Origin of the sequence: Citrobacter sp. wls708 (genome assembly GCF_005281255.1) — a bacterium.
GTDB classification, from domain to species: Bacteria; Pseudomonadota; Gammaproteobacteria; order Enterobacterales; family Enterobacteriaceae; genus Citrobacter; species Citrobacter werkmanii.
Window position 1 is genome coordinate 197,176 of the sequence record NZ_SZXE01000002.1, and the last position, 14,265, is coordinate 211,440.

14 protein-coding genes and 1 pseudogene are annotated in these 14,265 nt (G+C 46.5%); 6 read left to right on the forward strand and 9 right to left on the reverse strand.

From position 1 onward, the window contains the following. Positions 1–14: 14 nt before the first annotated feature. Genes FDW97_RS01550 through FDW97_RS01570 form a run of 5 tightly spaced genes read right to left on the reverse strand, consistent with a single transcriptional unit; the run spans position 15 to position 4,739 of the window. Positions 15–605, reverse strand: a complete 591-nt coding sequence (locus FDW97_RS01550) for an ATP-binding cassette domain-containing protein (protein ID WP_121528939.1) — start codon at positions 603–605, stop codon at positions 15–17. Next, positions 589–1,383, reverse strand: a complete 795-nt coding sequence (locus FDW97_RS01555) for an ATP-binding cassette domain-containing protein (RefSeq protein WP_087857710.1) — start codon at positions 1,381–1,383, stop codon at positions 589–591. The genes FDW97_RS01550 and FDW97_RS01555 overlap by 17 nt, the downstream gene beginning before the upstream one ends. Continuing rightward, positions 1,377–2,189 carry an ABC transporter permease gene (locus FDW97_RS01560; RefSeq protein WP_069324310.1) on the reverse strand — a complete coding sequence of 271 codons (813 nt, stop codon included), beginning with the start codon at positions 2,187–2,189 and terminating at the stop codon, positions 1,377–1,379. Before FDW97_RS01560 ends, FDW97_RS01555 begins: the two co-directional genes overlap by 7 nt. Then, positions 2,179–3,153, reverse strand: coding sequence for an ABC transporter permease (locus tag FDW97_RS01565; protein WP_069324329.1), 975 nt, complete (start codon positions 3,151–3,153; stop codon positions 2,179–2,181). The genes FDW97_RS01560 and FDW97_RS01565 overlap by 11 nt, the downstream gene beginning before the upstream one ends. Next, positions 3,153–4,739 carry an ABC transporter substrate-binding protein gene (locus tag FDW97_RS01570; protein ID WP_137350560.1) on the reverse strand — a complete coding sequence of 529 codons (1,587 nt, stop codon included), beginning with the start codon at positions 4,737–4,739 and terminating at the stop codon, positions 3,153–3,155. Before FDW97_RS01570 ends, FDW97_RS01565 begins: the two co-directional genes overlap by 1 nt. Positions 4,740–5,167: 428 nt before the next feature. Between FDW97_RS01570 and FDW97_RS01575 the strand changes: the two genes are divergently transcribed. Further along, positions 5,168–7,255: a TonB-dependent receptor gene (locus tag FDW97_RS01575; protein WP_038639972.1), complete on the forward strand. Its 2,088-nt coding sequence runs from the start codon at positions 5,168–5,170 to the stop codon at positions 7,253–7,255. Positions 7,256–7,576: 321 nt separating this feature from the next. Continuing rightward, a complete protein-coding gene (locus tag FDW97_RS01580) occupies positions 7,577–7,867 on the forward strand; it encodes a Bor family protein (RefSeq protein ID WP_038643122.1) in 291 nt (96 codons plus the stop codon). 128 nt (positions 7,868–7,995) lie between these two features. Here FDW97_RS01580 and FDW97_RS01585 read toward each other — a convergent pair whose 3' ends face one another. Next, positions 7,996–8,202, reverse strand: a complete 207-nt coding sequence (locus tag FDW97_RS01585; RefSeq protein ID WP_038639967.1) for a hypothetical protein — start codon at positions 8,200–8,202, stop codon at positions 7,996–7,998. 165 nt (positions 8,203–8,367) lie between these two features. Beyond that, positions 8,368–9,891: an EAL domain-containing protein gene (locus tag FDW97_RS01590; protein ID WP_085049535.1), complete on the reverse strand. Its 1,524-nt coding sequence runs from the start codon at positions 9,889–9,891 to the stop codon at positions 8,368–8,370. Positions 9,892–10,127: 236 nt separating this feature from the next. Here FDW97_RS01590 and FDW97_RS01595 point away from each other — a divergent pair, with 236 nt between their 5' ends. The 4 genes from FDW97_RS01595 (at position 10,128) to yibB (ending at position 12,575) form a co-directional block, all read left to right on the forward strand. Next, positions 10,128–10,400, forward strand: a complete 273-nt coding sequence (locus FDW97_RS01595; RefSeq protein ID WP_085049536.1) for a hypothetical protein — start codon at positions 10,128–10,130, stop codon at positions 10,398–10,400. 149 nt (positions 10,401–10,549) lie between these two features. Further along, entirely contained in the window at positions 10,550–11,089 is a 540-nt protein-coding gene (locus FDW97_RS01600; protein WP_087857715.1) for a cytochrome b, read from the forward strand. Between the two features lie 200 nt (positions 11,090–11,289). Continuing rightward, a complete protein-coding gene (locus FDW97_RS01605) occupies positions 11,290–11,532 on the forward strand; it encodes a DinI-like family protein (protein WP_085049538.1) in 243 nt (80 codons plus the stop codon). 185 nt (positions 11,533–11,717) lie between these two features. Continuing rightward, complete coding sequence (yibB, locus tag FDW97_RS01610) at positions 11,718–12,575, forward strand: protein YibB (RefSeq protein ID WP_137350561.1); 858 nt, start codon at positions 11,718–11,720, stop codon at positions 12,573–12,575. A 253-nt stretch (positions 12,576–12,828) separates the two neighbouring features. On the opposite strand, the pseudogene FDW97_RS01615 reads toward yibB, so the two are convergent. Beyond that, a pseudogene (locus FDW97_RS01615) lies at positions 12,829–12,992 on the reverse strand (NADP-dependent isocitrate dehydrogenase); the annotation flags it as partial. Positions 12,993–13,297: 305 nt separating this feature from the next. Beyond that, positions 13,298–14,257 (reverse strand): DUF523 and DUF1722 domain-containing protein, encoded by a 960-nt coding sequence (locus FDW97_RS01620; protein ID WP_038639952.1) that lies wholly within the window; start codon positions 14,255–14,257, stop codon positions 13,298–13,300. Positions 14,258–14,265: the final 8 nt, after the last annotated feature.

A 14,265-nucleotide genomic window follows, 5' to 3' on the forward strand; every position in this document is an offset into this window, starting at 1 on the left:
CGGAACGGGGAAAATCACGGCGTGAGTAGCGCTCGCGTGCAAATCTGATCAAGCAGCGCCTGCTGATGGCTGATAATCAGTATGCCTAACGATCGACGCTGGCACTCTTCGAGCAGCAGCCCCCAGATATCTCTTTGAATGGAAGGATCGAGCTGGGCGGTAATCTCATCGGCAATAAGAAAACGGGTCCGCGGGTCCAGCGCGCGAAGTATGGCGATTCGCGCCAGTTCACCACCAGAAAGCTGTCCGGGGCGACGGGTTAGCCACTCCGGCTTGATATGCAGACGGGTAAGGATTTCCGCGTCGGGCCGCCAGGCGTCATGAACCGCATCGCCGGTGCTACGCCGTGGGTTAAAAGTTAATTCCGGATGCTGCGGTACCAGTTGCACCGGACAATATTGATGCATCGGTAGCGGCTGGTCATCGATAAGAATGTCGCCCGAGGTCGGCTTTTGCCAGCCCGCCAGCACACGTCCCAACGTCGTTTTGCCGGTTCCGCTGGGCGCACAAATCCCAATACGTTCACCGGGGTGCAATGAGAAAGAAAGGTTTTGCCACAGCACCTTCCCTCCCTGGCGAATCACGACATCACGACAGCACAGCATCGCGCACTCCAAACAATTGATTTCTCTCAGGCAGAGCCCGCCATTGACGTTGCAGATGCTCGCTAATTTCCCCGCGCAACAGCTGTTCACGACTAACGTTATCCGACACGCTTCCCTGATACAGCGCGACGATGCGATCCGCATGCTGGGCCGCCAGCGTGAGATCGTGCGTCACCCATAAAACACCAGCCCCTTGCTCACATAAACCACGCAACTGCTCAAGCAGTTGATTAGCCAATGGCGCATCAAGCCAGGCGGTAATTTCGTCAGCCAGAATATAGCGGGCCTGACTCAGCGACGCGTGACAGGCCAGAACACGTTTCGCCATACCGCCTGAAAGCTGACGTGGGAAGGCATCTAATACGCTGGTTTCCAGTTGACTACGCTGGAGCAATTTTTCTATTTTTCCGGCATTCCAGGTTTGGCCGGAGAGCTGACTTGCTCTGCGCAAATGCTTTTCAATTGAGAGCAGCGGGTTCAGGGCCTGAACGCCTTGCGGGACATAGCTGAAGGTATTGCCCCGACATTCGCGGATGTCATGACTGTTCAGCATTTTGCCATCAAGGGTTATGGCGCCGTGCAGACGCAAATTTTCCGGTAACAGATCGAGCAGACATTGCAGGAGCAGACTTTTCCCCTCACCACTTCCCCCAACTAAGGCCACCATCTGACCGGGCGCAACGTCGAAAGAGATATTCTGCAACATCGGAGACCATTTTCTCGCCCCGAACCAACGATAACGCGCTACGTCCAGCGAGACCTGTCTTAAACTCAACATATGTCACCTCGCAACCATAAACGATGCACTGCCCTCGCGAGCTGATCGAATAACATCACCAGGCTGAATAACATCAGCCCCGGAAACAACACTAACCACCAGTCCCCATGACTGATAAACCTCAGCGCATCCGCCAGCAGCAGCCCCAGCGACGGTTCATGCGGCGCCAGTCCAAAACCGAGGAAACTCAACGCCGCGCTGTGCAGCACCGCATGGGGGAACATCAGCAATGTCCCCGTGAGCCATTGAGGTAATAATGCCGGTAAATAGTGATGTCGCCAGCAGTAAAAATGACCATGTCCCAGACGCCATGTCAGCGTCAGATAATCGCTATGGGCAACGCGCTCGGCCTCTGCACGCAGAATCAGTGCGAGGCGCGGCCAGTGGGTTAGCGCTACTGCCATGATCACCCCACTTTTCCCACCGCCCAGCGTAAAACAAATCAAAATAAGCAGCAGCAGATGCGGCATCGACAGCATGGCATCAGTTATCAGACGCATAAGCACGTCCAGACGTGGATGCAGGCGCGACAACGCCGCCATCATTAACGCAATGAAGCCGCTGCACAAGGCTGCGCCAATACCAATTTGCAGACTGGTTAACGCCCCCTGAAAGCAACGCACCCACAGATCGCGACCGAGGTTATCGGTGCCAAACCAGTACAGCGCATCAGGGGGCAGATGACGGGCAAGCAGATTCACATTCAACGGGTTATCCAGCGTGGCCGCGCCATAAACCGCAATGAATAGCAGACAACTAAAAGAGAGCACCAGACGAATAAGCGTCGGCGTCGGATTATAGAGCATCGGGTCGCTCCAGAGCACGGTTCAACACGTGAACAAACCAGGTAGAAAGTGAATTGCCAATAAAAACCAGCACGGTGCTAAACAAGACGATCCCCATCAGTAACGGTAGATCGCCCCGCAAGCCGGCATCAATAGTCGCCTGCCCAAGTCCTGGATAAGCAAAGACCTTTTCTGCCAGCAGCGCGCCCCCCAACAGTTCTCCCAGCGAGGCGAACTGCAGGCACAGCGCGGGCGTGATAGCGTGGCGCAGAACCTGATGGCGTAACAGTGACCAACCTTTGTCGCCCTGAGAGCGCGCAAAACGGACAAATTCGCTCTTCATTACGCTGGCGATACTTTCCCGCGTATGAAGCGTAATCTGCCCCAGCCCCAGTAAACTTAGCGCGCAAACGGGAAGCACCAGATGGCGCAGACGCTCGGTTAGTGTCGCCATATCGCTGTTGTTGCCCGGCTCCCACGCACAGCAGACCGGGAATATCGGCCAACGAACGGCAAATAACGCCAGCAGCAGCATGCCAATCCAGAAGGTCGGTAACGAGGAAAGCAGATAGCTGAGGCGACAAATTGCTTTGTCCGGCCAGCGATTCAGGTAGCGTCCGGCGACAAATCCCATTGCCGTCCCCACTATACCGGAGAGCAGCCATGCGCCGCTAAGCAGCGCAAACGAGGTAGCAAAGCGCTCTTTGATCACGCTGGCAACCGGCGCATTAAACAACATCGAGTAGCCGAGATCGCCCTGCAATACCCGTATAAACCAGTTACCAAAACGCTCCCACAGCGGCTGATCCAATCCCCAGCGTGCGGCGATACGTGCATATTGTTCCGGTGGCACGTGCAGGAGATCGTTGCCAATATAAGCACGAATCGGATCGACCGGAGAAAAGCTGAGCAGCACAAAAGTGCCAGCTGCAACCAGCACTAATAACACCATCAGCCGGAGAAAATGGCCCACTACAGACTTCATCAACGGCAGGTCCAGGTCCATTCATCCAGATTATTGAGCAGTGACCAGCTCCCGTGAATTTCCGGTGCGCCTTTGCCTAAGTCAATACATGGATTTGCCAGGTAAGTGTGCTGAATATTCAATAACCATGCCCATGCGGCATCGCCCTGTACACCAGCGCCTTGCTTGCCATCCCACTCAACCTGTTGCCAGAAAGGCAGCGCTTTTTGCCAGTCCGGTGCATCAAGAGCCTGTTTGAGATGCTCTTCAACGACAGAATTACTGTAGTAACCGGGGTTATAATACTCCACGCCCGCAGCCTGATTGCTGTAATGATGGAACAGCTCCATGGGATCCAGGCTTCCCCAGCCAAACAGCGTCGGGTTGGCATGCATATGACGCTCAACGGTTTCCCAGCTTCCGGATTGCAATGATACCTGGATACCCACAGGCTCCAGCATCGCACGTACGGCTTCGGCTAAATCCCGACGCGTACTGTCACCGCTGGCATACCATAAAGTCAGGCGCGCCTCTTTGCCATCTTTCACTCGTACACCGTCTTTACCCACTTTCCAGCCGGCGTCTTCCAGAATCGTCCGTGCTTTTTCGCTGTCGCCATCTTTGAACGCGACTGACTGCCCCTGCCATGGCAGGCCCTGAACCGCGCTATAGGCGGGGATCGCATGACCTTCCATAACCTGATCGGCGAGCTGCTTACGATCAATGGCGTAATTGATGGCGCGTCTGATCGCGACATCGGCTGTGATATCGTTACCAATTGGATAACCATTGGCGTCTTTTTTACCTGCAGGAATCATTGGGAACACAATGCCCCGATTCTCCACGCTGTCACGCACCCACAGTTTCAAATTCTGCTGCTGAGGGGCGACCGCCATCGAAGGCGCAATACGTACTAATCCCAGTTGCCCACTGCGTGCTGCGGCATAAGCGTTATCTTCATCAAGGAAAACAAACACCAGCTTACTGAAATCATTTTTCTTACCGGCATACCAGGGATTAGCCTCCACAATCAGCTGCTGCCCAGGCTGGAAACTCACCAACCGATAAGGACCTGCGCCAATCGGATTTTTGGCGAATGTTTTTTCGTTATAAAGCTTTGCCGGAACAATCCCTAAAGATCCCAGCACATTCACAAAGGTGCTTTGCGGCCTGCTCAGCGTCACTTCGACCGTGCGGTTATCTTTCAAAGTGGCATGAGCGAAGTTCCCCATGTCAATTTTTCCACCACTTTTTGCTGCTTTGTTATAAGTGAACACAACATCTTCAGCGGTTAGCGGCGACCCATCAGAAAATTTAAGGTCAGGTTTTAACGTCAGCGTCCAGGTTTTGCCGTCAGCACTGGTCACCACCTTCTCCGTCAGCAGGTTTCCCCAGCTCATATCTGCATTTTGTTTTAATAACGGCGCATGCAAAAGCAAATAGCTGCCATGACTCCATCCCAACATTGGGTCAAACCCTTCCGTTGGCTCCGGTCCAATCGCCAGTTTTAACGTCTGACCTGCGCCCGCATTCTGCGCGGCGAGGAGTGGTGAGGTTAATGCGAGAGTTAATGCACACGTCAGGAGTGCCAGCTTGCCTTTGATCATTATTTTATCCAGATTTGCGTTATGTTTATGCCGCTTAACGATGCATTGTCGTTAAGCAGTCTCCTGGGAAAGGGATTATGGCGAAGAGAATTGGCGAAAAAAATGATGCGGCGCAGAAAAGTATGACGATTTTCTAAAATTATCATACTTTTTTCTGATACTCCGTTATGAGTACGATGTGAACCCCAGAAATTGTTTAAAATTCAACCATTCATTCAATAACATATTAATTCAATTCTAATAATTACCATTAAGACTATTGTCTTAACCACCATTCCCTTACGCTAAATCAATGACAATTTATGTATATTTATTCAAGAAAAACACCAGAAATGACAAGTTATGTAAATCTATAATGATAATTATTTGTATTATCATTTTCATCAATTATCTTACTGCCTTTGAATTTTAACAAAGGAAGTTTGACTATGCGTTTAAAACCGATTGCCTCTGTCGTTCTGTCCTGTATGGGTTTTACCAGCCCCCTGGTTTTTGCCGAAGATGTCATGGTCGTCACCGCCTCCGGTTACGAAAAGAAAATTACCAATGCAGCAGCCAGTGTTTCCGTGATTTCGCAGCAAGAGTTACAAACCAATAAATATAATGATTTAGGTGAAGCCCTGCGTTCAGTAGAGGGCGTGGATGTCGAAAGCAGCACCGGTAAAACCGGTGGTCTGGAGATCAGCATCCGTGGCATGCCTGCGAGCTATACCCTGATACTGATTGACGGTATTCGTCAAAACGGCAGCAGCGATGTAACGCCAAACGGCTTCTCTGCCATGAATACCAGCTTTATGCCCCCGCTGGCGGCAATCGATCATATCGAAGTGATCCGCGGCCCAATGTCGACGCTGTATGGCTCCGACGCAATCGGTGGCGTGGTGAACATCATTACCAAAAAAAGTACCGATAAATGGAGCACCTCCATCAATACCGGCGTTAACCTGCAAGAGAGTAATAAATGGGGTAACAGTACGGTGGCCAACTTTTGGTCCAGCGGTCCGTTAATCGCAGGCGTGCTGGATATGCAGGTTCGCGGGAGCACAACGCAGCGCCAGGGCTCAAGCGTCACCTCTTTGAGCGATACCGCCTCTACTCGCGTACCCTATCCAACTGAATCTGAGAACTATAATATCGGCACGCGCCTGGACTGGAAAACCAATGAGAACAACACGTTGTGGTTAGATCTCGACTCTGCCAGACAGCGCTATGACAATGACGATGGACAGTTGGGCAACCTGACGGGAGGTTATGATAAAACGCTGCGCTATGAGCGCAACAAAGTGACTCTCGGCCACGATACCGCTTTAACGTTCGGCACCTGGAAATCTTCCCTCGGCTGGAATGAAACCGAGAACAAAGGCCGACAACTGGTCTCCTCCGCGCTCACGCCGGAAAACGCGGGCCGTGCCGGTGATGCGCGAGAACTCAAGAACACTAACGTCATTCTGGACTCGGTGCTGCTGACGCCATTAGGTGACTCACACCTGTTAACCCTTGGTGGGGAATACTGGGATGCGCGAATGAAAGACGGTGTCGTACTGGCCAATACCGGCGAGACGTTCCACCAAAAAACGTGGGCTGCCTATGCGGAAGATGAATGGCATATTCTAGACTCACTGGCGTTAACCGCAGGTACACGTTATGAACATAATGATGTCTTTGGCGGCCACCTGAGTCCTCGCGCCTATATGGTTTGGGATGTCTCCGATGAGTGGACGCTCAAAGGCGGTGTTACTACAGGTTATAAAGCGCCCTCACTCAGCCAGTTGCATAACGGCATTAGCGGCGTAACTGCGCAAGGAACTGTTAATACTGTCGGTAACCCTGACCTCAAGCCGGAAGAAAGTATCAGCTACGAAACCGGGCTATATTATGAAAACGAGGCCGGACTGAACGCCAACGTTACCGGCTTCTATACCGAATATAAAAATAAAATTGTCTCGTATTCTATCGATGATAATACCAACAGCTATACCAATAGCGGTAAGGCAAGGACCGATGGTATTGAATTCGCCAGCACCTTCCCTCTCTGGTCGGACGTACTGAGTTTATCTCTTAACTATACCTACACACAGAGCAAGCAAAAAGATGGTGATAATAAAGGCGCACCGTTGAGCTATACCCCCAAACATATGGCTAACGCCCGCCTGAACTGGCAGGCTACAGAAGATATGAACGCCTGGTTGAGCGCCCGTTATCGCGGTAAGGCGCCACGCTTTACCGAAAATTATGAGAACCTCAGTGCGGTACAAAAGGCGGTGTATGACGACAAAGGCGCGAATTTAAAAGCCTGGACCGTTCTCGATATGGGAATGTCTTATAAGCTGACCAAAGACCTGACGCTGAATACGGCAGTCAATAACGTACTGGATAAAGACTTCAGCGAAGTTAAACTGTATCAGGTTGGTCGCAATAGCACCTACGCAGGTGACTACTATCAGACTGCACAATCCACTACCGGCTACGTAAATCCGGGTCGTAACTACTGGGTTTCGTTAAACTATCAGTTCTAATTGTAAAATGTTTTATTGGCAGGACTATCTCTGATAGTCCTATTCTCGCGTACATGAATTCGATATTCCCGTCTAAACAACATTAACACACCCCTATTTTTGTGCGTGCTTAATGTTGATATTAATAAAATGTGAGTTGATACCGTAAGTTATCAACAATGACCTACAAAGCATAAACAAAAAATTTATCTATTATTTATCTAACTAAATAATAGATAAACAGCCAGCACAATACTGTCATGCATAAACGCTGGTCGGATATGTACCAGCGACATTAAAGAAGATCATTTTCTCACTATCCAACAGTTGAGAATGGTAAAAATGAAAAAGTTAATGATTGCGATTATTGCTGCAACAGCTTTATCCGGTTGCGCTCAGCAAACCTTTAAAATCAACAACGGTATTGCAGAAAAACCCACACAGGAAACCAGACAGAATTTTTTTATTAATGGTATTGGCCAGTCACAAACCATCGATGCAGCTTCTGTTTGCGGCGGTGCAGACAAGGTTGTTCGCACTGAAGTTCAGGAGTCGGGTATGGATGTTTTCTTGCGCATCATCACGATTGGCATCTATACCCCTCGTGAAGCCAGAGTGTATTGTTCTAAGTGATATTTTAAGCAGGTATTTTCAGGAATACCTGCTTAACTTAATTGATGGTTAATAATATTGAACATTACTGAGAGATGATAGTATCGAGTCAATATACGCCTTAATAAAACATAAGAAAAATTAAACAATCAGTACAGAAAAACGCCCTCCTGCATCATTAAGTACATTGCCAAAACAATAGCTCCGGCGATACCGCCTAAAAACAGAACAGCGGCAATTGCTAGTTGGTCGCGGTTTGTGTACTTACCGTTACTACGCACATCCAATTTTTTCTTATGTACTACCTTCACTCCACGATTTGAATCGCGTGCCCTGGTAAATGCTATATCTGTCATGCTGTTATCCGTTTGCTGTATGTAAAAATGCAAATAACCACCACATGACTAAGGATATGTTTTTTGAATAACGCGATCTGAGATTTATCTCACGATAAAGAAAAACACAGGATTTCTACGACTGATCCCCCCATTCTCATCTTTATCAACAAGATTTCTCCCGTTTTATTCGACAAAAACCTTCACTTTGGGTTTTGAAAGCAGAATAAGGATAAACTCAGTAAAAGTGACCGGTTTATAGAAGTAGTATCCTTGCAGAAAAACAATGTTGTTTTTGTTAAGATAATCAAGCTGCGCTTTCGTTTCTACTCCTTCTGCAACAATGCTTAAAGACAGCTTACGCGCCAGATCGAGTACACAATCTAAAATTCGGGTTGAGTCAGGAAGATCATTTACCCGTCCCACAAAACTCTGATCGATCTTGATATAATCAATGTGCAGATCATGCAAGTAAGAAAGTCCAGAATAACCTGTACCAAAATCATCTAACGCAATGACAAAACCATTTTCATGTAGCGTATTAAGCCTCTGCACAAGATCATCATCCACATGCAATGGTTCTCGTTCAGTCACTTCGATCACCAAATTTAGATCATCACGACTGAAACTACCTCTGTAGCGCAGGCACTCCTCCACAAACGCAGGGGAAGTAATATGGGATGCGCTGAAGTTAATTCCGACATGGAAACCGGATGGTAATTTGCTGGCGATGGAGTTCATATTCGCAGAGACCTGCTTCATCAAGTTTTGAGTAAGCGGTACTATCAGACCTGATTTTTCGGCAACCGGAATAAAAGAGGCAGGAGAGATATATCCAGCCCTTGGGTGCTTCCATCTTGCCAGCACCTCAACACCGCGTAACGTTCCATCGCGACCATTTACGATTGGTTGATAAAAAGGCACTATCTCCCCTTTATCTATCGCTCGGCGCAACGTTTCTTCAGGGGTATCGTTCTTATTCAAATATTTATCGATAGCATACGCTACAGCTGCCGAGATCAGCAGGATGAAAATCAGTATTCCCAGACCATTAGTGACAAGCCTTTTTAAGCTAAATAATGGAGGCTGATCGAAAATAATGCTGAAGGGATACTTTGCAGAATCCACCTGACCAGACTGCCGCGCGTTCGCCTTGATGACTTTCACTTCCGCCGATGAACCAAGTACTTTGTCGCCCACCCGCAACGAATAGGACAGCCCTTTTATTGGGACATTCAATGCGCCCCGGATATGCACTCCACTTATTGTGATAATGATACTACTTGTTTGAAAATGAGTTTGGTAAAGCAGAACAGGTATCTCATTCACCGTATATTGCGCAGGGGCCAGCAGCAAATTTGTATCAGGTATGACGGGTATTTGCTTCAGCAGGATCCGATTACCAGGCAGTGAGGTGCACCAAACCTTCCCTTGCCGAATAATAATCAACGTTCGTAGATGAGGCCGAAGCGCGGCTTCAGTTCCGAGCTGATATTGGCTCTCCAGATCGCATTTCTTCTCAGCGATGCGCTTAGCTGTGCCCGTTGCCTGGAAAGCTTCATTAAGTATGTTGTCCATATTTTTCACAGCATATCGAGCGCCCCCCAAAGCTTCCTGCGATGAGGAATACCAAAGCTGCATATTGAGAATAAAAACGCCGATTACGAACAGACATATCGCAGCAAATATCGGTAACAGTGCTTTGCGCATTCTTATATCCTGTGGCGAAAAATGAACACGTAAAACGAACGTTGACTGGGTCAAGTTTGTCTCTACAGAGCATGGTAGACAGCAACATAAATCGCCATGGAACCAATCACATTTTTTAAATCACATCATAACGTATTGATTAATAGTAAATAATCATTGAACATTTTCAGTGCAATACCAGTATTGCACCACATTTAATTTGCTATCATATGTAGGCGTAACGAGGAGGTGAGCCAATGAAAATTTTTATTACTGACGATGGCGGAAATCTGATCCCTGTCGATGGAAAAAGCGTCGTCATCGAACTTAATAATGGCAAAACGATTGAGATAGCCGAGGAATACGGCAGAGACGACATTCCGGAAGGGATCAATCTTTGGGGAGGACGGGAACCGTCTCCTTCACTTCCTTTTGAGGAAATCAAAGCCAGAACTGAAAGCCTCGGCGTTTACCCATTAGCAGCCAATGCTCTACACGTTTTCCCGTACAAAATCTCGTCGAAAAATTGAATCCTGACAAACTCGCAGTGAACACCAATCAACTATCCGATCGTGTTACCCGAAGCAGACATAACAAAACCCTAATCTCTTAATGAAAATAAGGATTTGTTAAGCTTAATACGATACGGTTGTGGTGGCGTATCATTCGAGGAAAAATAATGAACAGATTCTCAAGACTTCAGATTCGCTTGCACTGGTTAACTCTGGTGTTAATCGCGATAACCTATGCCGCAATGGAATTTCGCGGTTGGTTTCCCAAAGGCAGTACCCTCTATCTGTTGATGAAAGAAACACACTATAATGCAGGGGTATTTGTCTGGTGTTTAATGATAATACGTTTAATTCTCAAACATAAGTATGACGATCCAGCGATCGTACCTACGCCACCCCAGTGGCAGAGGATATCAGCCAAATTAATGCATATCATGCTCTATGTCTCTTTTCTGGCGCTACCGTTATTAGGTATCTTGACGATGGCTTACGGCGGAAAGAGTTGGTATTTTTTAGGGCTAAACATTCCCGCTTTCTTTCATAGCAACGGTGAAATAAAGGCCGTCGTAAAAACTATTCATGAAACTTTGGCAAATGTAGGGTATTTCCTGATTGCAGCCCATGCTGGCGCGGCATTATTTCACCACGCCATACAGAAGGACAATACCCTTTTGCGAATGATGCCTGAGCATAAACACCTGAAATGATAATCTTAGAAACATAGGCACTAAAACACCAAGAAAGCATTAGTTTATTTATTAGTCATCATAATGCTTATGTTTCTTTCTCTCTCCTCATTACATTATCATCGCCAGGCGACGTCAATTCGTATTGACGTCGCCCCTTGTATATCAGATAAAAACACAGTATAAGTACTGTATGTTTATACAGATAAAGGAAAGTAACAATGTTCGTGGAACTCGTTTATGACAAAAGGAATTTTGATGGTCTGCCAGGCGCAAAAGAGATCATTCTGGGCGAATTGAGAAAGAGAGTGCAGCGGATCTTTCCAGATGCTGATGTCCGGGTTAAACCGATGCTGACTCTACCAGCGATCAACACTGACGCCAGTAAGCACGAGAAAGAACAGATTAGTCGCACTGTTCAGGAAATGTTTGAAGAAGCCGATATGTGGCTGCTTTCAGATTAAACGCCTTAATTCACTGCCGGAGAAGTACAATCTGCGCGGTTGGTAACAATTATTTATCATTTTACATAGCACATTATGCTTCCTGCTTCATATTGATACTGTTAGAATACCACATTACTACAGATGTAAAAAATATATTTCCCATAATCAAATAGTTATTGGATTGAAAAACGGACTACATAAAAATGAATTCATCTATTACCATTGTTACAGCATTTTTCGATATCGGGAGGGGAAACTGGACCAGCGAAAAAGGCTTTGCACCTTATTTAGAGCGAAAATCAGAAACTTATATCGAATATTTTAAGAACCTTTCAACCCTTGAAAATGAAATGATCATTTTCACTTCCAGTGATTTAAAACCCAAAATTGAAAAAATAAGAGAAGGCAAACCTACCACCGTTGTAACGCTTGACATCAACAAAAAATTTAGAAATATTAAAAAAATAATTAATGATATTCAGAGCAGCGATGAGTTCAAATCAAAAATTGAAGAACGTCAACTACGGAATCCTGAGTATTGGTCCGCCGATTATGTTTTAGTTTGTAATCTCAAAACTTTCTTTATAAAAAAAGCCATTGATCTCAAATTAATTAATAGTGAAATGATCGCATGGGTCGATTTTGGCTATTGTCGTACACAAGAAATGACAAGAGGGTTATCACAATGGAGCTATCCATTTGATAAAAATAAAATAAATCTTTTTACCATCAAAAGATGGCTTAATCCCAAAAGTATTAATCAGGTTTACGATTACATGATTAAAAACCGCTCATTCATTATAGGCGGGGCTATTGTTGCAACTCAGGAAAATTGGCTGAAATTTTACAACCTTGTTTGTCGCTGCCAAATACAAACCTTAAAACATAAGATTGTAGATGATGATCAAGGTATATTTATCATGTGTTATTATTATAAACCAGAGTTAATGAAATTAAATTATCTCGGTAAAAATAGATGGCTGTACTTATTCAGAATGTTTGGAAAAAAAGATTTAAAGACATTATTATTAAGAAGTAAAGTCTTAATTCGCGGAAAATAAAACCTCTAGACATGATTAATATCGGTAGCAAATAACCGCACTATGATATAAACGCTGACTTTAGCCAGCGTTTATTATTGTGATTAAACCTCAAATAGCATATTTTCTAATAACATTTATGTATATTTTTAGATAACAAAATAAAGTCAACATCAATTAATTACATGAATATATTGAAATTACTGGAAAAATATCCCAGGCATAAAAAACGGGAAACTCTCGGCTCCCGTTCTCACACCACCCAGAATCTGGATTACATGTTTTCGATGATCGCATAACCAAACTCTGAACATTTCAGCAGCTTAGCTGCCGTCCATCAGACGTTCAAAGTCATAGGTTACGGTCGTTGATTGCGCCGTCCATACCTTTAACGATCAGGTCAGCCGCTTCGACCCAACCCATATGGCGCAGCATGATATTGCTAAATATCATAGCAATTATTTAATATAGGTTGAAATTATCATTTTTTCTGTTATCAAAAACAACCCGCAACTACTTTTACAACTCATTGATTATCAAAAATTTGATTTTAGTTTGGGGAAGCATTTTCGCCAAGAATCCATGTTTTTTCACACCAGTACTTTCAACACACTTCCATTAATGGCAGACCTCGATGGTAAGATTTCACTGTCGCTGACGTCTACTATGAGCGAAGGGCGGTAATTAAAGATTCGAACACGACATAAATTATCACTCTGCTCGGTTCTGTTTATCAGTCATGATCAATTAACAGTCAGTCGCAATGCTAATTCTTGCGGGTAGGGATCAAAGTAATTCTGCGTCAGCAGATAATCGTCCGGGTATTCCGCCAGATAATGTTTCAGCAACGTCATCGGGGCCAGGATGGGCAGTAGTCCTGCGCGGTAATGAAGGATCACCTCGCGCAACTCGCCGCGCTGACGCATTGTTAACTGATTACGGAAGTATCCCTGAATGTGCATAAGCACGTTTGTGTGGTTTTTACGTGAGGCGGGTTTCTTCAGAATTGTCATTAAGTTATCCCGGTAGACCGCAAAGAAAGCCTCCAGATCCTCCCATTCATGCAGTGATGCGACAAATGGGCCAATTTGCCTATACCCGGCCTGATGGTGAGCCAGCAATTGCAATTTATAACGGCTATGAAAATCCAGTAGAGCCCGCCGCGTCAGGCCATTTTTGCGCAGCATATTGAGCTCATGTAGCGCGAAAACCCTTTCGACGAAGTTTTCGCGTAGGACCGGATCGTGCAGTCGCCCGTCTTCTTCTACCGGTAGCCACGGATATTTCTCCATCAGCGCGGCGGTAAACAGTCCCACCCCGTCTTTACGCCCGCGATTGCCTTTATCGTCATATAAGCGCACACGTTCCATGCCACAACTGGGGGATTTTGCACAGACGATAAAACCGGACAGTGTGTCCAGCCCTGCCAGATACCGCTGGCAGAAGTCAGCCATTTCGTCGGTCACGTCTTCGTGAGGTGCGTGACTGAAACGCATGCGAATATCCCCGACAGTCGTTTGCACCAGGCGCAGCGCTGGCCGAGGGACAGGCAAACCTATCGCCATCTCCGGGCAAACAGGCTGGAAAGTCACCCACTGGGCTAGTTTCTCCATCGCAAATTCTGCCCGTTTATGCCCGCCGTCAAAGCGGACGGCAGATCCCGTTAAACAGCCGCTGATCCCAACGATGGGTTGCATTTTCATGACCTCTT